This window comes from Polyangium spumosum (assembly GCF_009649845.1).
GTDB lineage: Bacteria > Myxococcota_A > Polyangia > Polyangiales > Polyangiaceae > Polyangium > Polyangium spumosum.
In genome coordinates this window covers 140608-162811 of sequence record NZ_WJIE01000006.1, presented here as the reverse complement: position 1 = coordinate 162811, position 22204 = coordinate 140608, and the positions used below count along the sequence as shown (strand labels likewise).

20 protein-coding genes are annotated in these 22204 nt (G+C 69.6%); 13 read left to right on the top strand and 7 right to left on the bottom strand.

From position 1 onward, the window contains the following. Positions 1 to 2: 2 nt before the first annotated feature. Positions 3 to 560 (bottom strand): RNA polymerase sigma factor, encoded by a 558-nt coding sequence (locus GF068_RS21605; protein WP_240807185.1) that lies wholly within the window; start codon positions 558 to 560, stop codon positions 3 to 5. Between the two features lie 284 nt (positions 561 to 844). On the opposite strand from GF068_RS21605, the gene GF068_RS21600 reads away from it, so the two are divergent. Both GF068_RS21600 and GF068_RS21595 read left to right on the top strand, forming a co-directional pair. After that, complete coding sequence (locus tag GF068_RS21600) at positions 845 to 2101, top strand: S1C family serine protease (protein WP_153821344.1); 1257 nt, start codon at positions 845 to 847, stop codon at positions 2099 to 2101. A gap of 164 nt (positions 2102 to 2265) precedes the next feature. Beyond that, positions 2266 to 3039 carry a Stp1/IreP family PP2C-type Ser/Thr phosphatase gene (locus GF068_RS21595; RefSeq protein WP_281331384.1) on the top strand — a complete coding sequence of 258 codons (774 nt, stop codon included), beginning with the start codon at positions 2266 to 2268 and terminating at the stop codon, positions 3037 to 3039. Positions 3040 to 3102: 63 nt separating this feature from the next. Here the strand turns inward: GF068_RS21595 and GF068_RS21590 are convergent, their stop codons facing one another. The 6 genes from GF068_RS21590 to grxC all read right to left on the bottom strand — a co-directional run bounded on the left by GF068_RS21590 (position 3103) and on the right by grxC (position 11013). Next, positions 3103 to 4620 (bottom strand): serine/threonine protein kinase, encoded by a 1518-nt coding sequence (locus GF068_RS21590; RefSeq protein WP_153821343.1) that lies wholly within the window; start codon positions 4618 to 4620, stop codon positions 3103 to 3105. A gap of 22 nt (positions 4621 to 4642) precedes the next feature. After that, entirely contained in the window at positions 4643 to 5731 is a 1089-nt protein-coding gene (locus GF068_RS21585; RefSeq protein ID WP_153821342.1) for a hypothetical protein, read from the bottom strand. 69 nt (positions 5732 to 5800) lie between these two features. Next, positions 5801 to 7768, bottom strand: a complete 1968-nt coding sequence (gene acs, locus GF068_RS21580; protein ID WP_153821341.1) for an acetate--CoA ligase — start codon at positions 7766 to 7768, stop codon at positions 5801 to 5803. Between the two features lie 48 nt (positions 7769 to 7816). After that, the gene (locus tag GF068_RS21575) at positions 7817 to 9172 is read right to left on the bottom strand and encodes a hypothetical protein (RefSeq protein WP_153821340.1); all 1356 of its coding nucleotides are present in this window, start codon (positions 9170 to 9172) and stop codon (positions 7817 to 7819) included. Next, complete coding sequence (locus GF068_RS21570; RefSeq protein WP_153821339.1) at positions 9169 to 10647, bottom strand: serine/threonine-protein kinase; 1479 nt, start codon at positions 10645 to 10647, stop codon at positions 9169 to 9171. Before GF068_RS21570 ends, GF068_RS21575 begins: the two co-directional genes overlap by 4 nt. Before the next feature lie 66 nt (positions 10648 to 10713). Then, a complete protein-coding gene (gene grxC / locus GF068_RS21565) occupies positions 10714 to 11013 on the bottom strand; it encodes a glutaredoxin 3 (protein ID WP_240807183.1) in 300 nt (99 codons plus the stop codon). Positions 11014 to 11552: 539 nt separating this feature from the next. Here grxC and GF068_RS21560 point away from each other — a divergent pair. The 11 genes from GF068_RS21560 (at position 11553) to GF068_RS21510 (ending at position 22203) form a co-directional block, all read left to right on the top strand. Continuing rightward, complete coding sequence (locus GF068_RS21560; RefSeq protein ID WP_153821338.1) at positions 11553 to 14177, top strand: ATP-dependent Clp protease ATP-binding subunit; 2625 nt, start codon at positions 11553 to 11555, stop codon at positions 14175 to 14177. A gap of 110 nt (positions 14178 to 14287) precedes the next feature. Next, the gene (locus GF068_RS21555; protein WP_153821337.1) at positions 14288 to 14833 is read left to right on the top strand and encodes a hypothetical protein; all 546 of its coding nucleotides are present in this window, start codon (positions 14288 to 14290) and stop codon (positions 14831 to 14833) included. Between the two features lie 4 nt (positions 14834 to 14837). After that, a complete protein-coding gene (locus GF068_RS21550; RefSeq protein WP_153821336.1) occupies positions 14838 to 15692 on the top strand; it encodes a radical SAM protein in 855 nt (284 codons plus the stop codon). Positions 15693 to 15698: 6 nt separating this feature from the next. Then, positions 15699 to 17741 carry a MopE-related protein gene (locus GF068_RS21545; protein ID WP_153821335.1) on the top strand — a complete coding sequence of 681 codons (2043 nt, stop codon included), beginning with the start codon at positions 15699 to 15701 and terminating at the stop codon, positions 17739 to 17741. 57 nt (positions 17742 to 17798) lie between these two features. Next, positions 17799 to 18275, top strand: coding sequence for a His-Xaa-Ser system protein HxsD (gene hxsD, locus GF068_RS21540; RefSeq protein ID WP_170319604.1), 477 nt, complete (start codon positions 17799 to 17801; stop codon positions 18273 to 18275). Continuing rightward, entirely contained in the window at positions 18272 to 18517 is a 246-nt protein-coding gene (locus GF068_RS21535) for an HxsD-like protein (RefSeq protein WP_153821333.1), read from the top strand. Before hxsD ends, GF068_RS21535 begins: the two co-directional genes overlap by 4 nt. After that, positions 18514 to 20025, top strand: coding sequence for a His-Xaa-Ser system radical SAM maturase HxsB (gene hxsB, locus GF068_RS21530; RefSeq protein ID WP_153821332.1), 1512 nt, complete (start codon positions 18514 to 18516; stop codon positions 20023 to 20025). Before GF068_RS21535 ends, hxsB begins: the two co-directional genes overlap by 4 nt. A gap of 51 nt (positions 20026 to 20076) precedes the next feature. Next, positions 20077 to 20373 (top strand): His-Xaa-Ser repeat protein HxsA4, encoded by a 297-nt coding sequence (gene hxsA4 / locus GF068_RS21525; protein WP_136933506.1) that lies wholly within the window; start codon positions 20077 to 20079, stop codon positions 20371 to 20373. 266 nt (positions 20374 to 20639) lie between these two features. Beyond that, positions 20640 to 20948, top strand: coding sequence for a 50S ribosomal protein L21 (gene rplU, locus GF068_RS21520; RefSeq protein ID WP_153821331.1), 309 nt, complete (start codon positions 20640 to 20642; stop codon positions 20946 to 20948). An 11-nt stretch (positions 20949 to 20959) separates the two neighbouring features. After that, entirely contained in the window at positions 20960 to 21217 is a 258-nt protein-coding gene (gene rpmA / locus GF068_RS21515) for a 50S ribosomal protein L27 (protein WP_153821330.1), read from the top strand. Positions 21218 to 21366: 149 nt separating this feature from the next. Further along, positions 21367 to 22203: an HAD-IIB family hydrolase gene (locus GF068_RS21510; protein WP_153821329.1), complete on the top strand. Its 837-nt coding sequence runs from the start codon at positions 21367 to 21369 to the stop codon at positions 22201 to 22203. The last annotated feature ends 1 nt before the right edge of the window (position 22204 follow it).

The following is a 22204-nucleotide window of genomic DNA, read 5'->3' as shown; positions in this document are numbered from 1 at the left end:
CTTCACTCCTCGCCGATCTCCGCCCGCATCTTCCCGAGCGCGCGGCTCACGCGTTTGCGCGCCGCGGCCTCGTCGATCCCGCACGCCTGGGCCACCTCGCGGAAGCTGAGCCCCGCGTCGTACCGAAGCACCAAGGCCTCCCGCTCGCTCGGCTTGAGCTTCGCGAGCGCCTCGCGCGCGCGGCTCGCCCGCTCCTTCTCCAGCGCGAGCTCCCCTGCGTCCGCGCGGCCCGACGACGTGTCGTGCACCAGCCGGAGCCGCGCCTTCTGCCGCGCCTGCGTCTCGGAGAACCGACCGCAGATGCGACGCGCGATCCCGAACAGGAACGCACGCACGCTGCCTTCCGCCCGGTACGTCGGGAACGCGTCGTACGCGGCCAGCAAGGTCTCTTGCACGAGCTCCTCGCTGTCCGCTTGCGAGCCCGTGAAGGCCATGCAAAGCCGACCGATCGGCGCTGCGTAGACCCGGGCGCACCGCGCGAGCGCCTCGCGATGGTTGCCCGCCGCGAGGAGCTCCTCGATGTCGCGCGCCTCCTCGGCGTGCGATCGGCCTTCTTTCATCTCTGCACGTGCCAGACCCGGGGCCATGGTTGCCTCTTCGCCTGCCATGTTGCTCGGAGCTCCTCTTTTGTGACCACGACCGGAGCGATCCCCCGCGAACTCCCCGAAAGCAGCGTCGCGTGGATCCGAGGCGCCCCGCCCCGCGCCGTGGTAGGATCGATCGAGATCGCCGGCCCCTCGCCGGCGGTCCGGCCGCCCACGGCGCGACCTTTGCAGCGCCCCCGTCCACGCTACATCATCGCGCGAGCGCCGATCTCGCCGACGAGCCTCGAGGAGCGCCTCCCATGACGAATTTCCCCGCCTCGCCCGCAAAGCACCCCGCTTCCGGTCACACCTACCGCGTGAAGAATCGTCAACGCTGGTCCTTGGCGGGCACGCTCGCCGTCCTCGCGCTCATGGCCCCCGCGGCCGTCTTCGCCCAGGCGCCTGCCGGCCGGCCTCTGCCGAACGCGCCCCCGTCGCGCCTCGCGCCGCCGACGTTGCCTGCGCCTCGTGCCACGCCCGCCGCGGACCCGAACGCGCCCGCCGATCCCAACACGAAAAAAGAACCCTCCGTCGAGGAGAAGGCGCTCCGCGGCATCGTCGCGATCGAGCGCGGCGGCCAGCCCGTCTCGCTCGGCGTCGCGCTCGCCGGCGACGGCCGCATCCTCGCCGCCCTCTCGCCGCTCGGCTCGGGCAACGACCTCGAGGCGCGCTTCGCCGACGGCTCCGTCGCCCGCGTCAAGCTCGGCCATCACGATCGCACCTGGGACCTCGCGTTGCTCGTCCCGCAGTCGGGGCGCTGGACCGAGGGCCTCGTCGCCTCGACGCGTGACCCGCTCCGCAACGACGCCACCATCCGCAGCTTCGCGATGGGCCCCAAGGGCAAACCCCACGCCTCGCAGATGGTGATCCGCGGCCGCCGCAACCTGCTCGGCGCCGACGACGCCACGCTCGCCAACGCCCTCGAGCTCGGCTCGCGTATCTCCCCGCTCGATCTCGGCGCGCCCATCATCGACGAGGATGGCCGCGTCGTCGCCCTCCTCGGCCGCGGCTGCGCGCCGAACGAGGGTCGCCCTTGCACCCCTGTCGCGTTCGGCATCCCCATCAACGCGGTCCGCTCCTTCTTGCGCACCGTCCCTGCGACCGCGGTCGCGCCCGCGGCTTGGCTCGGCATCCAGGGCTCCTCCGAGATCGGCTCGTTCGCCAAGGGCGTCCGTGTGCAGAGCATCCACCCGGACAGCCCCGCGGCCGAGGCCAAGCTCAAGGGCGGCGACCCTTCGGTCAGCGACATGATCGTCGCCGTCGATGGCGTGCCCGTGACGAGCCCCGAGCAGCTCGCGGAGGTCATCCGGACGCACGCGGTCGGCGAGAAGGTGCCGCTCGTGGTGTTTGGCCAGGGCAAGTATCGTCAGGTGACGGTCGTGCTTCGTCAGGCGCCCGATCCGCGCGCCGCGCCCAAGGCGCCGCCGGCGCACCCGTCCGAGCTGCCGACCCTCGGCGATGCAGCGCCGCCCACGCATGGCCGTCCCAGAGCGGACGTGCTCGAGCGCAGGAGGTGAGGTCGATCCCACTGACTTCCACCGGAAACGAGCCCGCGGACGGTCGTCTCGCGGGATCTCGTTGACACCCCGCCGAACGATCCCGACCATGACGAGCGCGGCTCTCGGCTCCCTCTCCGGGAACGAGAAACAGCGAGCCGCACGTCCCCCACATTCGGTGAACCGTGGCTCAACAGCTCCGCATCGAGGTAGCCGGCGAGACGAACGTCGGCCGCAAGCGTAATCACAACGAAGACAACTTCGCGATCATGGCGGAGTACGGCCTCTTCATCGTGGCCGACGGCATGGGTGGTCATGCATCGGGCGAGGTCGCCTCGAAGATGGCCGTCGATGCGATGCAAGAGTTCTTCGCGCAGACGCAGGAAGATCCCGAGCGCACGTGGCCCTACAAGATGGATCGCACCAAGGGCTACGAAGAGAACCGCCTCATCACGGGCATCAAGCTCGCGAACCTGCGCATCTACGAGACGGCGCAACGCGAGTCGAAGAAGCGCGGCATGGGGACGACGTTCGTCGGCATCTTCACGGCGAACGACGGCGTGTACATCGCCCACGTCGGTGACAGCCGCGTCTACCGGCATCGCGACGGCAAGCTCGAGTGCCTCACCGAGGACCACTCGCTGCTCAACGACTACATCAAGATGAAGCGCCTCACGCCCGAGGAGATCGCGAACTTCCCGCACAAGAACGTCATCGTTCGCGCCCTCGGGATGAAGGAGACCGTCAAGGTCGACACGCGCTTCGAGGTGCCTGCCGTCAACGACACCTACCTGCTCTGCTCCGACGGCCTCTCCGGCCCCGTGACCGACCCCGAGATCGCCGACATCCTCTCGCGTCACGGCGACATCAAGACCGCGACGGCGAAGCTCATCGAGCGCGCGAACGAGAACGGCGGACCGGACAACGTCACGTGTGTCCTCGTCCGCTGGACGCTCTGACCCAAGACAAACCCTGACGCTCGCATCACGCGCCGCTCGCCCTCCGCGCGCGGCGCGTGGTGATCACTTGCCCGTCGAGAGCATGATCGCCGCGACGATGGCGAAGCCGATGAGCGCGAAGAGCACGCCGCCGAGCAGGAAGGGCCAGACGCGGCGCGGCGCGGGCTGCGGGACGAGGTCGGTCGGAAGCGGCTGCGCGCCCGTCTGTTGCGGCCACGCGGCCTGCTGCGGCGGCACGCTCATCGGCCGCTGCCCGTAGGGCTGCGCGTGCTCGGGGTAAGCGCCGGGCGGCGTGCTCGGCATCTGCATCTGCGAGCCATAACCCTGCGGCGAGGGCGCGGGCGCCTGCGCCACGCCGTACGTCCCCGAGCTCGTGGCGCCCGCGTAGCTGTTCGTGTTCGTGCCGTATCCCGAGGGGCTCGGTCGCGCCGCGCTCGAGCCCGAGGGTTGCGGCAGCGGCGGCCACTGCGGGCCTCCCGCGCCCTTGTTTGGCATGAGCCGCGCGATCGGCATCGCGAGCGTCGCGGCCGCGTCGTCGGTCGTGTTCTCCGCCTCGATCGGCGGCGGCTCGGGCCGACGGACGTGTGGCTCCTGGCGCGTCACGTCGAAGGGGATCGTCCCGCGTGGCCCGCTCGACATCGAGGGCGCGTGCGAGGGCGCGTGCGAGGGCGCGGGCATCGTGTGCGCCGTGCCGAGCGCGTTTGGTTGCATGTACGGTCCTGACGAACGCGGGGAGAGCTCGCGCCACGCCGCGAGCGCCTCCTGCGCGGTCTGGAACCTCTGCTCGGGGTCCCGCGCGAGGCCCTTCGCGACGAACGCTTCGAGCCGCGGATCGATGGGGCCGTCCATGGCGTCGCCGACCCTGCGCGGCGGCGCCTTCGCCTTCATCTCCACCATCACGAGCACGTTCTTCGCGAGGTAGGGGAGCTGCCCCGTGAGCGACTGATAGATCATCGTCGTGCACGCGTAGATGTCGGCGCGCTCGTCGACCAACCTCGCCTTGCCGATCTGCTCGGGCGGCATGAACGAGAACGTCCCGAGGCTCTGCCCCATCTCCGTCAGCGTCTCGCCCTCCATCTCCTTCGGCAGCTTCGAGATGCCGAAGTCGAGGATCTTTACCCGCGCGGAGCCATCCGGACGGCGCTCGAGGAACACGTTCGAGGGCTTCAGGTCGCGGTGGATGATCTTCACGCGGTGCGCGTCCGCGAGGCCCATCCAGACCTGCTCGATGATGACGTAGAGCTCGTCGAAGGAGATCGGGCCCGTGCGCTTCAGCCGATCGATGAGGCTCTCGCCTTCGAGCAGCTCGAAGACGAGCACGATGCCGAAGTTCGTGTCCTCCTCGACGTCGAGGACCTGCGTGACGTAGTCGCTGTTGATGACGCCCGCCGCGCGCGCCTCGCGCCGGAAGCGCTCGACGGCCGAGGCCTTCGCCTTCGCGTCGGCGTGCAGCACCTTGATCGCGACCATGCGACCGGTGCGCGTGTTCTCCGCGGCGAACACCTCGCCCATCCCGCCGCGCCCGAGCAGACGGGTCACGCGGTAACGATTCGCGACGATGGTGCCGGCTTCGATCTCCAAACGCTCGCCTCGTCCTTCCGGACTAGAACGTCCCTGTGGCCATCAAGCCGCCGCCCTGCGGTGTGGCCCATGGAGCGAAGGCGAACGACTCCTTCGGCGGCTCGTCCGGCTTCTTCTCGGGCCGCAGGACGAAGAGCACCGTCGCCGCCACCGCGCCCGCCGCGGCCACGCCGAAGCACACGTCCGCGACCGTGTTCAACGTGACGACCTTCGAGCGCATGTCCTCGAGGGTCTGGAGCTCTGCCTTCGTGTTCGCCTTGCCGTTCGACGCGTCGAAGTCCGCCTTCGCGCCCGTCGCGAGCACGCCGCCGACCACCGCGCCCGCGATGCCCGCGGCGATCGCCGCGCCGCCCACGATGAACACCGTCATCGGCACGGGACGCGAAGGTCTCTCGGCGGGTTTGTCCTTCCCTCCCAGGAGGTCCTCCTCGGTGAAACCCTCGGCCGTGACGGGTTTGCCCTTGTCGAACTCGAACAAGCGGTCGTACGTGCCGCCGTTCGTGATGTCGACCTTCCACACCTGGTCGGGCGCGCCCTCGGCGCTCGCCTTGAACTCGTGCGCGCCGGGGTGGATGCCGAACTTCTGGTCCGTGATGCCGATCGTGTAGCGGTTCGTGATCGGGTAGCCGCGGGCCGGCGTGCGGACGTCCGTGATCGTCACGCCGGGGCGATCCGATTTCAGCGTCACCCACGCGACGACCGAGCGGAGCGCCTTGAGGTCCGTCTCGATCTGCTGCTTGTCCGCGGGGTCGATCTCGTCGCCCTTCGCCTCGAGGAACTGCGCGAGCAGCGAGATCGCCTCGCCGTCACGCTCGAGCTCCATCGCGCAGAGGCCCATGCCCTTCACCGCGTTGAGCGAGCCCGAGAGTTCGAACGCCTTCTTGAACTCGCGATACGCCTCCTCGCACTTGTGCCCGGAGGGATCGTTGTAGAAGGCGGCGCCCGCCTCCATGTGCTTCTTGGCTTCGACGAGCTTCGGATCCTCGGGCGCCGCGGGCTCGGCCGCAGGCTTCTTGCCGGCGCCTTTGCCCTGCGCGAGGGCCGGGCACGCGGCGGCGAGCATGGCGAGAGCCGTGATCGCGGAGAACGTACGCGTGAGCGCGGACCGCATAGGTGAAAGGCTACCGCGGGTCGCGCTGGATCGGAAAGAGAACGGCGGCCATGAAGGAGGGAGGGCGTCTTACTCCTCGTCCGAGCGGAGCTTGGCGAGCACGCTGAGATCCTCGAGGGTCGAGGTGTCGCCTGTGGTCTCGCGTCCGGCGGCCACGTCCTTCAGGAGCCGGCGCATGATCTTGCCGCTCCTCGTCTTCGGCAGCGCGTCGGCGAACCGGATCTGATCGGGCCGGGCGAACTTGCCGATCTCCTGGCCGACGTGGTTCGCCAGCGTGGTCGCGAGCTCGGGGCCGGCCGAAGCGCCGGGGCGGAGCGAGACGAAGACCACGAGCGCCTGGCCCTTGAGGTCGTCCGGCCGGCCGACCGCGGCCGCCTCGGCCACCGACGGGTGCGAGACGAGCGTGCTCTCGATCTCCGCCGTGCCGATGCGGTGCCCCGCCACGTTCAGGACGTCGTCGATGCGGCCGACCACCCAGAAGTAGCCGTCCTCGTCGCGCCGCGCGCCGTCGCCGGTGAAGTAACAACCCTCGACGTCGCTGAAGTACTGCTTGCGGAAGCGCTCGTCGTCGCCCCACACGGTGCGCAACATCGAGGGCCACGGGCGCCGCAGCACGAGCATGCCGCCCCTGTTCGCGCCCACCGACGCGCCGTCCTTGGTCACGACGTCGGCCACCACGCCGAACATAGGCAGGCCCGTCGAGCCGGGCTTCGACGAGGCCGCGCCGGGCAACGTCGTCATGAGGATCGACCCCGTCTCCGTCTGCCACCACGTGTCGACGATGGGGCAACGCTCGCCGCCGATGTTCTTGTGGTACCAGATCCAGGCCTCGGGGTTGATCGGCTCGCCGACCGAGCCGAGCAGGCGCAGGCTCGAGAGATCACTCTTCTTCGGCCACTCGTCGCCCTGGCGCATGAAGGCGCGGATCGCCGTCGGCGCGGTGTAGAGGATGGTCACGCCGTGCTTCTCGATGAGGCGCCAGAAGCGGCCCCAGTCGGGGAAGTTCGGCGCGCCTTCGTAGAGCAGGCACGTCGCGCCGTTCGAGAGCGGCCCGTACACGATGTAGCTGTGCCCGGTCACCCAACCGACGTCGGCCGTGCACCAGTAGACGTCGTCGTCGCGCAGGTCGAAGCCGTACTTCGTGGTGACGTGCGTGCCGACGAGGTAGCCGGCGGTCGTGTGCAAGACGCCCTTCGGTTTGCCCGTCGAGCCCGACGTATAGAGGATGAAGAGCGGGTGCTCGGCGTCGACGATCGTGGCCTCGCGCCTCGCGTGGCCGTTCGGATCGACGACGTGGTGCCACCACACGTCGCGCCCCTCGTGCATGGTCACGGGGCACTTCTCGCGGCCGAGGTGGCAGAACACGACGACCTTCTGCACGCTCGCCGCTTGCGGCTGCGCGAGCGCCTTGTCGACGGTCGCCTTCAGCTCGAGCACGTGTCCGCGCCGGTAGCCGCCGTCCTGCGTGATGACGAACTTCGCCTGGCAGTCCTGCACCCGATCGCGGATCGCGTCCGCCGCGAAGCCGCCGAAGATCACGGTGTGCACCGCGCCGAGCCGCGCGCACGCGAGCATCGCCACGACGACCTCGGGCACCATGCCCATGTAGATCGCCACGCGGTCGCCCTTCTCCACGCCGAGCTTCGCCAGCGCGTCGGCGAAGAGCACCGTCTCGCGGTAGAGCTGCGCGTACGTGAGCGTGCGCGTCTCTCCGTGTTCGCCCTCCCAGACGATCGCCGCCTTGTTCCGCGTCGGCGTCGACATGTGCCGATCGAGGCAGCTCTCCGAGACGTTGAGCGTCGCCCCGAGGAACCATTTTACGTGCGGGAAGTCGCCCTCGACCGTCTTGGTCCACGGCGTGCGCAACACGAGGTCCTTCGCCTCGCGGCGCCAGAACGTGTCCGGATCGTCGAGGCTCTCGCGGTAGAGCGCGTCGTAGGCTTCACGCGATCCGATACGCGCGCGCGCGGCGAACTCGGCCGGCGGCTCGAACCGTCGCGTTTCCTTCATCAAGCTGGTGATGGCTTCGTTCGACATGGGCCCTCCCGAGGCGGACGCGGAGGATACCGCCGCGGGCGAACACCGTCACCAGGCGCCGAAGCCGATCCGCGCGCCGAGGCCCAGGGTCACGCGTGGATCGGCGAGCTCGACGTCGGCCGTGTCGGTCCCGCCGAGCAGGAGCGTCTGCTGCGCGGCGAGTCCGACCAGGACGCCGCTCCAGTCGAGCTCGAAGCCCGTGTCGAGGTTGATGAAGGCCACGCCGCCGGGGCTCTCGCCTTTGCCGAGCCAGTTGTACGCGAGCCCGCCGCCGATCGACGCGACGAACCGCACCTTCCTGCCGGGGCTCATGAGCCGCACGCTGCCGCCGAAGCGCGCCGAGCTCAGGCGGACCTTGCTGTCGCCGCTGCGCGTCGCGATGGGGTTGTTCGCGTAGTCGAACATGAACTCGAGCCCGATCGGCGTGTTGATCCGGTAGCCGAGCCGCGCGCCGACCATACCCCCCGCGCCCTCTTCACCGAGCATCAAGAACACGCCGCCCGTCGCGAGCGCGTACGCGCCGCGGAGAGGTGGATCCGGCGGCTTCGCGATCTTCGGCGGCGGTGGAGGTGGCGTCGGGAGCGAGCGCGGCACGGCGATGGGCACGCCGCCGACGTCGGGGCGGACCTCCTGCGCTTTGCCCGCCACGACGAGCACCTGGAACGCGTACTCGGGGCCGCCTTGCTTGTACATCTGCACGAGGTGCGTGCCTGGCTCGACGAGGCCGGCCCACTGCCCGAGCGCGAGCGGCTGTCCGTCGATGGCGATGGCCATCTCGGGATCGTCCGTCTTCACGACGACCCATCCCTTGTTCGGCTCGAGCGCGAGCTTGACGATCTTGTCGCGGTCCCTGCTCGTGACCGTGATCGTCTGCTCGGCGTCCTCGTACCCCTCGGCGCGCGCGCCGATGCGGTGTCTCCCCGGGCCGAGCGGGATGGGTTTGTCCGAGGCGCCGGGCGGGAGCGGCTCGTCGTCGATGAGCAGCACCGCGTGGGAGGGCGAGAGCTCGACCTTCACGGTCCCGAGCAGCGCGCGCATCTCGGCGATGGCGTGCTCGGCGGCGGCTTTGTCCTCGGGCTCCATCGTGCTCGCGTGTTTGCCGAGCGCGAGCTCGAGGGCGGCGATGGCCTTCGGGTAGTGGAAGAGGCTCTTGTGGCAGAGCGCGATGTTGACGAGCGGGCTCGCGCGTGGGCTCTCGGCGTACGCGGCCTCGAACTCGACGATGGCGGCGGCGAAGTTGCCGTCGTTGTAGAGCTTCACGCCGTTCGCCATGTGCCGCTTGTAGGACGCGGAGAGCGGCGCGCTCTCGGCCGCCGGCTCGCCGGCCGCGAGGGCCGCGCTCTCGCGCGCGGCGAGCGCGAGCGCGAGGACGAGCGCCATGCGTCGAACGAAAGGCTTGTTCATTCGACCTTCAGCTTGAGCTGCGGAGCGACGCCCGGGACCTTGGTTGTCGCCGTCGGCCTCGCGCTCGCGTTCACCTGGGGCGCTGCCGTCTTGTCCGGCGCGGGCTTCTTCGGCGTCGAGACCTTGTTCGTCGTGGTGGGACGTGGCGGCGGGGTCGTCGCTGCGGGCTTCGGCTCCGGCGCTTTCGTGGCCGTCGCCTCCGTCGTGGGAGCCGCCGTGGGCGCGGGCGTGGGCTCGGGCGTGGGCTCGGGCGTCGGGGCGGGAGGCGGCGGCGGCGTCGTCATCGTCGGCGCGTCGTTCGTGCCGATCGGCTGCGCGCTCGTGGTGCCCTCGGAGGCCGTCGTCGCGGCTCGCGGAACGCTCTCGCGGCTCCACACGAGCACCGCGGCGAGCGCGAGGACGGCCGCTCCACCCGCGAGCGCGACGGGCACGATGCGCGAGCGCTCCTTGCTCGGCGATGCGCCGCCCGTCGTCGCCCAACCGACGCGCGAGGGGCCGCTCGTGTTCGTGGTCGCGGCGGGCGCCTTCGAGCTCCGACCCGTGTCGCCCGAGAGCTTCACCGCGCGCGCCGGGAGCAGACTTCCCGACGCGGCGCCGAGGGCTTCGAGCATCTCGCGCGCGTTCGCGAAGCGTTTGTCCCTGTTGCGCTTGAGGGCCTTGCCGAGGAAACGCGCCACGGACTCGGGGACCTCGGGGTTCCACGTGCGCACGTCGGGCGCGGCCTTCGTGCAGATGTTCACGATCACCTGCTCGTACGACTGCCCCTCGTGTGGCGGACGGCCCGAGAGGCACTCGTAGAGGATCGCGCCGACGGACCAGAGGTCGGTGCGCTCGTCGACGTCGGGCAGCGCCTGCGACTGCTCGGGCGACATGTAAAACGGCGTGCCGAGCACGGTGCCTTGCCGCGTGATCGTCTTCTCGGGCACGCCGCCCGTGCGGCGCACCTTGGAGATGCCGAAGTCGAGGATCTTGACGAAGTCGGTCTCGTCGTCGCGCGCCGCGAGGAAGACGTTGTCGGGCTTGAGGTCACGATGGACGATGCCCGCCTCGTGGGCGCGGCAGAGGCCGCGGAGGAGCTGCGCGACGACGTCGAGGGCGGGCTCGAGGTCGAGCCGCCCGAGGCGCTTGATGCGATGGCCGAGGTCCTCGCCGCGGAGCAGCTCCATGACGATGAAGGGTTGTCCGTCGTCGGTGCTGCCCGAGTCGAAGATCGTGACGATGTGCGCGCTCTCGACCGCGCTCGCCGCCGCGGCCTCGCGCTGGAAGCGCAGGACGGCGTCGTCGTTCCGCGCGAGCTCGGGGTCGACGAACTTCATCGCGACGCGCTTGCCGATGCTCGTGTTCAGCGCCTCGTAGACCGAGCCCATGCCGCCGCGCGCGATGAGGCGGAGGACCTTGTACTTGCCCACGTCACGACCGACGAGCGAGCCCTCGCTCGTCGAGGCGTCGGGCAGCGGAGCGTCGGCAGCGGGCATGTGTTTCCGAGACGAGCGAGCGTACCACCGTATTGACACGGCGGGCACGATCCTGACGGATCCGCGTCAGCGCGGCAGCGGGGGCAGATCCGGCGCGGGGGCCTCGCGGAGCAACGCGTCGAGCTCGCCTCGTTGATCGAGGGACGAGAGGTCCGTAAATCCGCCCACGGGGCGATTGTTGATGAAGACCTGCGGCACCGTGCGCTGCCCGGACGCCTCGGAGAGCCACCGCCGCAGGTCGGGCCGCGTGTCGACGTCGATCTCCGCGAAGGGGACGTTCTTCCGCGAAAGCAAGGCCTTCGCGCGCTGGCAGTAGGGGCACCAGGGGGTCGTGTAGATGGCGACGTCGGCCGGCATGCTGGACATTTCGGTTGTGTCAGCGGCGAGCGCAAGGGCAACGTTGTGCGCAAGGGCTCAACGAGGCGCCAAGCAGAGGTCGGACGAGGTCAGGTGAGGCGCGGCGAAGCGCCAAGCACAGGTAGGCGGAGCCAGGCAGGTGCTCGGCGAAGCGCCAAGGACGTTCCCGGTGCGCCAGGGTGGTGCTCGGCGAAGCGCCAAGGAGAGGTCGGAGGGACCGGGGCACGGCTTGGCGAAGCGCCAAGGGGAGGTCCGACGACGTCGAGCGGCGCTCGGCGAAGCGCCAAGGAGAGGGGGGAGGACCCGGCGCACGGCTCGGCGAAGCGCCAAGGAGGAGTCGAACGGCGTCGAGCGGCGCTCGGCGAAGCGCCAACGAGCCGCGAGCGGCTCCCGACGTCGCTTGGCGAAGCGCCAAGGGGATCGAGGGGCTTTCCCCCTTCATCCACGAGCTCCGCGCCGTCGCCGCCGGTGGCGCGCTCCCCTGACTCGACCTAGAAGCCCGACGCGCCGTCCTTGCGCGCGCCACGCACCTGGTGAGAAAAAGACCCATGGCCGACACCGAGGGCACGATTCACCTCGAACGCTTCACGAACGACGCTCGGCAGATCGTCGCGGGCGCGCAGGCGCTCGCCGATGACCGGAAGCACGCCGAGGTCTCGCCGCTGCACCTGCTCGTGCGCTTGCTCGAACGGGATCGCGGGGTCCTCGAGGTCTTCCGACGCGCCGGCGCCGATCCGAACGAGACGATGAACCTCGCGGAGGCGGCGCTGCGGCGTCAGCCGAAGTCGACGGGCGGCGTCGCGTACGTGGACGCTCGGCTGCTCGATCTGCTCGGGCGGGCCGAACGAGAGGCCACGCGGGACAAGGCGCCGAGCGTCGGCATCGAGCACCTCCTGCACGCGCTGGCGCAGGAGATCCGCGGCCCGGCAGGCGAGATCCTCTCGTCGTTCGGCGTCAGCCCCGGCGCCTTCCGCCCGCACCTCGCCGTGCTCGCCGAGGCCGAAGCGAAGGCCCCAGCCGCGGCCCCGAACCTCGTCACGAGCGCGGGCGGCAGCGCGGACGGGAACGGCTACACGCGCGACCTCGTGGCCGACGCGCGCAAGGGGCTCTTCGATCCGGTGATCGGGCGCGATGGCGAGGCGCGGCGGCTTTTGCAGATCCTCGAGCGGCGCTTCAAGAACCACCCGCTCGTCGTGGGCGAGCCGGGCGTCGGCAAGTCGGCGCTGATCCGCGGCCTCGCCGACAGGATCGCGCGCGGCGACGTGCCGAGTAACCTCGCGGGCGCGCGCCTCGTCGAGCTCGACACGGGCGCGCTCGTCGCAGGCGCCAAGCTGCGCGGCGAGATCGAGCAGCGCCTCAAGGCCCTCGTCGACAAGCTGCGCAGCGTGCAGGACGCCGAGACCATCCTCGTCGTCGAGGACATCGACGCGCTCTTCGGGCAAGGCGTGCAGGGCTCGGGCGTCGGTGATCTGCTGAAGCCGCTGCTCGCGCGGAGCGAGATCCGCATCCTCGCCACGACCACCCCCGAGGGCACGCGCAAGCTGAACGAGCGGGATCCCTCGATCCAGCGGCGCTTCGCGGTGGTGAACATGGATGCGCCGTCGATCGAGCAGGCGACCGAGATCGTGCGCGGCGTGGCCACGAAGTACGAGGCGCACCACCGCGTGCGGATCGGCGAGAGCGCGATCGTCGCGGCCGTGAGCCTCGCCAAGCGTTACCTCTCCGACCGCGCGCTGCCGGACACGGCGGTGGACCTGCTCGACGAGACGAGCGCGCGCAAGCGCGTCGAGGTCGACGGCGTGCCCGCGGAGGTCGACGCGATGAGCCGGCGCGTCGACGCGCTGAAGGCGCAGATCGCGGCGCTCGCGGACGACGAGGATCGGATGAGCGTGCAGACGCGGCAGCGGCTCGAGAAGGAGCTCGCCGAGGTCGAGCCACGCGCGAAGGAGAAGCGCACGGCCGTCGCGGCGCGCAGGGGCGTCGTCGCCGCGGTGCAGGCGATCCGCAAGGAGCTCTCCGCGGCGAACGAGCAACTCGCGGCCGCGCAGCGCGACAAGAACTACGCGAAGATCGGCGAGATCGAGCACGTGACCTTGCCCGAGATCAAGAAGCGCCTGGAGGCGGCGGAGCAAGCGGCGAAGGGGCAGGGCGCCGAGCCCGGTTCGAACATGGTCACCGAGAACGACGTGGCCGGCACGCTCGCCGAGTGGACGGGCATCCCGGTCGCGAAGATGCTCGAAGGCGAGTCGGACAAGCTGCTCAAGATGGAGGAGCGCCTCGCGCAGCGCGTGGTCGGCCAGGACGAGGCCGTGCGCGCCATCGCCCGCGCCGTGCGCCGCGGCCGCGTGGGCCTGCGAGATCCGGGCAAGCCCATCGGCTCGTTCCTCTTCCTCGGCCCGAGCGGCGTCGGCAAGACCGAGCTCGCGAAGGCCCTCGCCGAGTTCCTGTTCGACGACGAGCAAGCGCTCACGCGGCTCGACATGAGCGAGTTCATGGAGCGGCACATGGCGCAGCGCCTCATCGGCGCCCCGCCCGGTTACGCCGACAGCGAGCAGGGCGGCTTCTTGACCGAGGCCGCGCGCCGCAGGCCCTACAGCGTCCTGCTCTTCGACGAGGTCGAGAAGGCGCACGCGGACGTGTTCAACCTGCTGCTCCAGATCCTCGACGACGGCCGCTTGACCGACGGGCGCGGCAGGACCGCGGACTTCTCCAACACGGTCGTGATCATGACCTCGAACATCGGTTCGAAGCGGATCCTGGAGACCGACATGAAGCTCTTCGAGAGCGAGGACGGGCGCGACGCGATCCGAGACGTCCTCTTCGAGGAGCTGAAGGCCTTCTTCCGGCCGGAGTTCTTGAACCGGATCGACGACATCGTCGTCTTCAAGGCCCTCACCAAGAAGGACCTGCGCGGCGTCGTGGACATCCAGCTCCGGCGCCTCGAGCGGCTGCTCGCGGATCGCGAGATCAAGGTGCAGCTCGATGACGCGGCGAAGGACCTGCTCGTCGACATCGGCTACGAGCCCTCGCTCGGCGCGCGTCCGCTGAAGCGCGCCATCCTGAAGGAGCTGCAAAACCCGCTCGCCGAGGCGATCCTCGCCGGCGGATATGCCCCCGGACAGATCGTCCACGTCCGCGGCTCGGACGGCTCGTTCTCCTTCACGAAGGCCTGACGCGCCGCGTCGCCCTCCTGGGTCCTCCGGGGGAGGGGAGACCTGGACTCCGCGCAAACATTGACGCCGCCAAGACGACCGGAGATCCTGCGAGCGGAGGAGGCTCCGGCATGCCTGGCAGGAACGTATCGCGGCGCTTGTTCGTGGGAGTGATGGGGGGCGGTGTGCTCGCCGCACCGGTGATCGCCTCCGCGCGCCCGGAGACCACGGCCGCTGCAAACAGCGGTTCGGAAAGCGAGAAGCCGCTCGATCAGCCGACGCGGGAGAACGTCGCCAAGCTGCTGCATCCGCTCGTCGCGGGTGGCCGCCTGGCGCGATGGACGATCGTCCAGATCGATCCCGTCGTGCATGGATGCGTGAGCGTGAAGGTCCGGACGGACGATGGGCACACGTTCGACCTCGAGCTTTTGGCGCGTGATCACGGCCCGCTCGCGCAGCGGCCGCCCGCGGAGACGGAGGCGCACGCGATCTTCGTTGTCAACGGCGGCGACGGCTGGGCGCCCACGCAGGAGGAGCAAGGGCTCGCGGCGATGACGCTCGCGCAGGTCGTCGCGAAGAACGAGCGCGCGGTGCGCTTGTCGGGGCTGCTCACGCACGCCGAGCGGATCCAGAAGCACGGCCACGCGTTGCTCGTGCCGGCCGAGGGCCCGGGCTGAATCCATGGCGTTCGTCCTCTCCCTCGGAACGACCTGCAACAATGCGTGCGTCTTCTGCGCGCAAGGGGAGAGGTTCGTCCCGGTGGAACACGCGGTCGAGGGGCTCGGGCTCGCGGCGCGTGTGCGTGTCGAGAGGGGAGACGTCGTCTACGTGCAGGGGGGCGAGCCGACGATCGCGGCCGACTTGCCCGCGGTGATCCGTTCCCTCGACGAGCGGGGCGCGCGACGCATCGTCGTCCAGACGAACGGCCGGAGGCTCGCGTATCGCACGTACACGCGCGCCTTGCGCGAGGCCTCGGACAAACTCTCGCTCGACGTCTCGTTGCACGGCTCGACCGAGGTGATGCACGACTACCACACGCAGACGCCGGGCAGCTTCAAGCAGACCGCGTCCGGCGTGCGGCACGCGCGGGCCGAGGGGATCGAGGTCTCCGTGACCACGGTGATCACGCGGTCGAACTACCGTCACCTCGCGGAGATCGTGCACCTCGGGATGGCGCTCGGGGTGCGCGCGGTGCACTTCGTGAAGGCCGAGCGCCTCGGCCGCGCGGCGCGGGCCGCGGATCGGATCCTCGCGCCGGAGGAGCTCGTGCGGCCGCAGCTCGCGCGGGCGATCGCGGTGGCGTCGCGGTTCGGGATGGGCTGGCTCGCGGGCGAGAAGGCGAGCAGCGCCGAGGTGCGCGAGGGCTTCGCGGGCCTCGGCGAGGTGGAGATCACGAGGGCGGCGGTCCCGGGTTCGTCGCGTACGAACACGCCCGGCGACGAGGTCGCGGCCTCGGACAGGAACTTCGTGGAAGCGTCTCGGCTCGTCCGAGCGAAACCACCGATCGTCAACCGGAGCATTGCTTGGGAGCGGTGAGTGACAATGGCGAGCAACGTCAAAGCCAGTGACGAGCAGCAGGGCAAGCAGGTGCGACGGGTCGCCATCGCGGCGCTTCTCTTGGTGGTCGGTGGGGCCGCCGCGTCGTCCTGCGCCGAAGGCGGGAGCGTGACCTCCTCGGGCGGCATCTCGACCAGCTCGGGCACGGGCGGCGACGGCGGCCGGGGCGGCGACGGCGGCCGGGGCGGCGATGGCGGCATGGGCGGCGCGGGTGGCCTCGGCGGCATGGGCGGCGCCGGTGGCATGGGCGGCGCGGGTGGCATGGGCGGCGCGGGTGGTATGGGCGGCGCCGGCGGCATGGGCGGCCAGATGTGCGTGCCCGAGGCCGAGGTCTGCGACGGCGTCGACAACAACTGCGACGGCATCGCCGACGAGGGCTGCGACTGCGTGACGGGCGTGAAGCAGGCCTGTTACACGGGCCCCGAAGGCACGAGCGGCGTCGGCGCGTGCAAGGACGGCGAGCAGACGTGTGACGCGAGCGGCCAGTGGGGCCCCTGCGAAAACGAGGTCGTCCCGGCCGCGACCGAGGCTTGCAACGGCCTCGACGACACCTGCGAAGGCAACGTCGACGAGGGGTGTACGTGCGTCACGGGCGAGCAGCAGGGCTGCTACACGGGCCCCGACGGCACGGTGAACGTCGGCCTCTGCGCGCCTGGCACGCAGACCTGTGACGAGACGGGCAACTGGGGCCCGTGCATGGGGGACGCGACGCCGCAGCCCGAGGCGTGCAACGGCCTCGACGACGACTGCGATGGGACGATCGACGATGGCAACCCGGGCGGCGGCGGCGCGTGTGTCGCGCCGGGCCTCGGCGAGTGCAAGAAGGGCACGCTGAACTGCATCAACGGCTCGGTGAAGTGCTCGCCCGCGCCCGTGCAGCCCGAGGCGTGCGACGGCCTCGACAACAACTGCGACGGCAACACCGACGAGGGCAACCCCGGCGGCGGCCTGCAGTGCATGACGGGCTTCATGGGCCTGTGCAGCACGGGTTTGACCATGTGCGACGGGGCGAACGGCGTCATCTGCAAGCCGAACGTCGTGCCCGGTCAGCTCTCCGAGGCGTGCAACAACCTCGACGACGACTGCGACGGCCTCGTGGACGACAGCATCCCGCAGGTCGGCATGCCGTGCACGAAGCCTGGCCAGCTCGGCGTCTGCCAGTTCGGCACCTACGAGTGTCCTGCCGGCTCGCCGCAGCTCGTCTGCAACGCGCCGCTGCCCGGCACGGTCCAGGAGACGTGCAACGGCAAGGACGACGACTGCAACGGCACGATCGACGATCCGACCCTCGTCAACGGCCAGCCTTGCTCGACCGGGTTCCCCGGCGTGTGCTCGTCGGGCACCACGGTCTGCGTGAGCGGCAGCTCCACGTGTAACCCGGTGGTCTCGCCTGGAACGCAGACGGAGATCTGCGACTCCAAGGACAACAACTGCAACGGGCAGACGGACGAGATGATGCCGGGCCCCGCGTGCACCACGCAGAACCCGCAGGCGCAGTTCGTCTCGAGCTGGGGTTGCACCGCGGGCCAGTGCCAGATCGTGCAGTGCAACGTCGGTTATGCCGACATCGACGGCGCGCCGGGCAACGGCTGTGAGTGCTCGACCGACGCGTATTCGAACCAGTGCACCAGCGCGGGCGCGGTGAGCGTGCCGAAGGGCGGCACGGTCAACATGATCGGCAAGGTCGAGACCGCGAGCGGCAGCGACTGGCTCACGTTCAACTTCGTCGCGCCGGGCACGATCGGCGTGGCGTACACGCCGAAGGTCCAGCTCGTGAACGACGCGGGCGGGCAGTACGGGATGGACGTGCTGCACGACTGCAACACCGTCGCGACCTGCAACGACGGGGGAACGGGCTCGGGCGCGACGGTCTGGGAGATGAATTATCAGTACAACAGCGCCGGCAATCCCACAGGCACGAAGACCGACAACACCCCGAAGATCGTGAGCGTGAAGGTGCGCGTCTACCGCAAGAACGGTACGCCTCCGACCTGCGATCAGTATACCGTGACCGCCACGAACCCGTGAGGAGAGGCGGGACGCACCTTACGGTACGTCATCGGGAGCGAAGCACGAATGAGCGACATGTCGTTTCACTTGGGAGAGGGTTCTGTTCGGATCGAGTTCGACGAGGGCCTGTACCCCAAGGATGCGATCTACGGGGCCGCGTACGTGTTCATCGATCGGTGCTGGGTGCACCTCGATCGCGCGGGGGATCGGCGCATTCAGGTGACGCTGAAGGCGAAGAAGCCGGGCGCCGACACGCAGGCCTTCGCGGGCGAGTTCCAGAACGAGCTGCTCGGCCAGGCGTGGCGCCTCCGGATCGTCGAGGAGAACAAGAAGCTCGTCGAGGCGATCACGGCGCGCGCGCTCGGCGGCGCGGCGGGGCCGCCTGGGCTCGACGAGCTGCTCGCGATGGACATCGGCGAGGAGACGGCCTTCGAGGATCCGCTCGGCATCGCGATGAGCTGGGAGGAGAAGTACAAGAAGAAGGGCAAGGGCGAAGCGGCGAAGGCCGAGGGCGACGCGTCGGCCGACGTGTCCGGGGGCGAGAAGGCGTGATCGAGCTCAGGTTCCACGAGGAGCTCTACGACGGCTTCGCCATCGACGAGGCCGTGAAGACGTACGCGCCGTTCGCGACGACGGAGCTCTCGCGAGAGGGAGGCGCGTACGTCGTGAAGGTGACGGCGAAGCCCGAGGCGACGAGCCAGGGCGTCGACGAGCGCGTGCTCTCGGCGGAGCTCGCGAACTACGCGCTCGGCTTGACGGTTGAAAAGGCGCGCGCCGCCGGAGGTGCCGCGTGAGCCTCTCGACGCTCTTCACCGAGCTCGGCTCCGCGGCGAAGACGCCGACGGGCCTCGTGCCTTTCCGGTTCCGCGAGGTGGGCGGAGATATTTTGCTCACCAACTTTCTCGGCGACTGGGTCTTCGTCACGAAGGACGAGTTCCGCTCGCTCGCGCGCGGCGAGCTCGATCCCGGAACGAAGCTCCACGACAAACTCGCCTCGAAGAACTTCCTCCGCGACGGGCTCGATCAAGCGCAGGCGGCCGAGCGCATCGCGTACAAGAAGCGGTTCCTCAACTGGGGGCCGAACCTGCACATCGCGGTGGTCACGCTCCGCTGCAACGAGACGTGCGTCTACTGCCACGCGAGCCGCGCGAACATGGACGCGGTCCACACCGACATGACGCCGGAGATCGGCGAGAAGGTCGTGGACCTGATGCTCCAGTCGACGTCGCCCTCGGTGACGCTGGAGTTCCAGGGCGGCGAGCCGCTCGCGAACTTCTCGGTGATGAAGCACGTCATCGAGTACGCGCTCGCGCGGAACCGCGCCTACGGCAAGGGGCTCGAGTTCACCATGGTCTCGAACCTGGCGCTGATGGACGAGGAGAAGCTCGCGTATCTCGTCGATCGCAAGGTCCAGGTCTGCACCAGCATCGACGGCCCGGAGCACCTGCACACGAAGCAGCGCATCCTCGCCGGCGGCAACGCGCACCGCGAGGCCGTGAAGTGGATCGAGCGCATCAACAAGGCCTACATCGACATCGGCCTCGACCCGACGCTCTACCACGTCGAGGCGCTGCTCACGACGACACGCGAGGCGCTCAAGTACCCGAAGGAGATCGTCGACACCTACGTCTCGCTCGGCTGCCGCGCGATCTTCCTCCGCCCGATCGATCCCTTCGGCTTCGCGGGCAAGACCGCGCAGATCGTCGAGTACGATCGCGCCGCGTACCACGAGTTCTACCGCGCCGCGGTCGAGCACATCCTCGATCTGAACCGTCGCGGCGAGCAGGTGCTCGAGCGGTACGCGTCGATCTTCCTCACGAAGATCGTGGCCGACGACGACCCGAACTTCCTCGACATCCGCAACCCGAGCGGCTCGGGGATCGGCGCCCTCGCCTACAACTACGACGGCAAGATCTTCTCGAGCGACGAGGGCCGGATGATGTACGAGACCGGCGATCCTGCCTTCCAGATCGGCGACGTGTTCAGCTCGACGTACCGCTCGCTGATGAAACACGAGACGGTGCGCGCGCTCGTGATGGCGTCGATCCGCGAGGCGCAGCCCGACTGCGTGAACTGCACGTACACGCCCTACTGCGGGGTCCAGCCCGAGCACAGCTACCGGACGCAGGGCACGATCTTCGGTAGGATGCGTGAGAGCACCTTGTGCGCCGTCCACAAGGGCATCCAGGATTTTCTCTTCGACAAACTGCGCGAGAACGACCCGACGACGGTCGAGATCCTCCGGCGCTGGACCACGGTCCGGGCGCGAACGCACTTCATCCACGCGTCCTCGGCATCTTGAGGGCAACCGAACGACGCGGGCGCAACGGGACTTGGGATCAGGGAGGCCACGATGGCGAACAACGGAACAGGTGGGCTGCCGAGCTTCTCCCGCAAGCCGGGCGGCATGCTCTCCAAGACGGAGAGCGAGGTCGGCGCGAAGGCGAGCGAAGAGGCAGATCGCGCGGGCGTGATCGGTGACGACGCGGGCGGCGTGATCCCGGCGCAGCATTGCTCGCACGGCAGCCACGGTTCGCACGGCTCGCACGGCTCGCACGGCTCGCACGGCTCGCACGGCAGCCATGGTTCACACGGGTCACACGGCTCGCACGGCAGCCACGGCAGCCACGGCAGCCACGGCAGCTGGTAGACCGACCTCCCTGCGCGCCCGGAAGCACATCTCTTTTTTTCTCGCCTGGCGGGCGAAACGGCCCCGTTCGTCCGCGCTACCCACCCAACCGTTCACGCGTGTTTCCGGCCTCCCCGGACCGGCTCTTCAAGAGCCGCTGGATCCAAAGGGACGGAGACACATTTGATCAGCTTGCGGAACGGACGCGCGTCCGTATACTTCCGCTCCCTTGTTTCCCGGCGGAGTGCGCCGGTGAAGCAACTGTCGTAGGGCTCGAGGGCACGAACATGTACGCGGTCATCAAGACGGGCGGCAAGCAGTACAGGGTCTCGGAAGGCCAGGTGCTGCGCGTCGAGAAGCTGAGCGGAAACGCCGGCGACACGGTTACGTTCAACGAAGTCCTGCTCGTCGGCGGCGAGGCCACCAAGATCGGCCAGCCGCACGTTGCGGGTGCAAAGGTCGAGGCGCAGATCAAGGCGCAGGATCGCGGCAAGAAGGTCGTGATCTTCAAGTTCCGGCGCCGGAAGAACTACCGCCGCAAGACCGGCCACCGGCAGCCGTACACCGAGCTCAAGATCACCGGCATCAGCGCCTAGGAGAATCCGGCATGGCTCATAAAAAAGGCGGCGGCTCGTCTCGTAACGGGCGCGATTCGAACGCACAAAAGCGCGGCGTGAAGGTGTACGCGGGGACCGCGGTCTCGGCGGGCAGCATCCTCGTGCGGCAGGTGGGTTCGTCGCTCCACGCCGGCAAGAACGTCGGCACCGGCAAGGACTTCACGCTCTTCGCCCTCGTGGACGGCGTCGTGAAGTACGAGTGGAAGACGAACACGAAGAAGCAGGTCTCGGTTTATCCGGCCTCCTGAACCTGCAGCGTTCGTGATCGAGACGAGTCGGGCGATGCGGCGGGAAACCCCCGCCTATCGCCCTTCGTCCATTTCAGGCCCTTCGACGCCGAACCCACGCTGACGTCGAACCATCCAGGCGTGGCGAGCGACGAGGACGAACCGCGGCGATGACGTACAAGCTCCTGGCCCTCGACCTCGACGGCACCCTGCTCCGCCACGACGGCACCTTGCACGAGCGAGACCGCTGGGCGATCGAGCGGCTGCAGAGCGGCGGCGTCGCCGTGACGATCTGCACGGGCAGGCTCTACTCGGGCTCACGCGAGGCCGCCGTGGCGGCGCGGATCCAGGGGCCGATCGCCTGCGTCGACGGCAGCCACATCGTCGACGCGCGTGACGATCACGAGCACTACCACGCCTCGCTCGCAGGCGATCACGCCGCGCAGCTCCGGCGCGTGCTCGAGCGGCATCGGACCGCGAGCTTCGTGTTCGCGCACGACAGCATCGTGCACGACGCCGCAGGCGAGCCGTGGAGCAGCTACGTGCGCACGTGGTCGCCGCGCGTGACGGTCGTCGAGCGCGTGACGTCGCACCCGTACTGGGAGCACGAGCGGGGGCTGCTCGCGGTGGTGGCGATCGGGTCGAAGGAGAACGTGCACGCGGCCGCGGAGGAGCTCGAGGGCGAGCTCGGCGGCGCGGCGTTCGTGATCCGGTTCGCGGTGACGCGCGCGGCCGACACGCACGCGATGGTGGTGCGCGCCGCGGGGCCCACGAAGGGCACGGCGATCGCGTGGCTCGCGGAGTATCACGGCTGCAAGGTGAACGAGGTCGTCGCGGTGGGCGACTGGCTCAACGACGTGCCGATGTTCGAGGTCGCGGGGCGATCGTTCGCGATGGGCAGCGCGCCTTCGATGGTGAAGGAGCGCGCGACCGAGCAGCTCGACGCGTGGAGCGCCGAAGACGCGGGCGTCTCCGAGGCGATCGAGCGAGCCTGGGGGACGCTCTGAC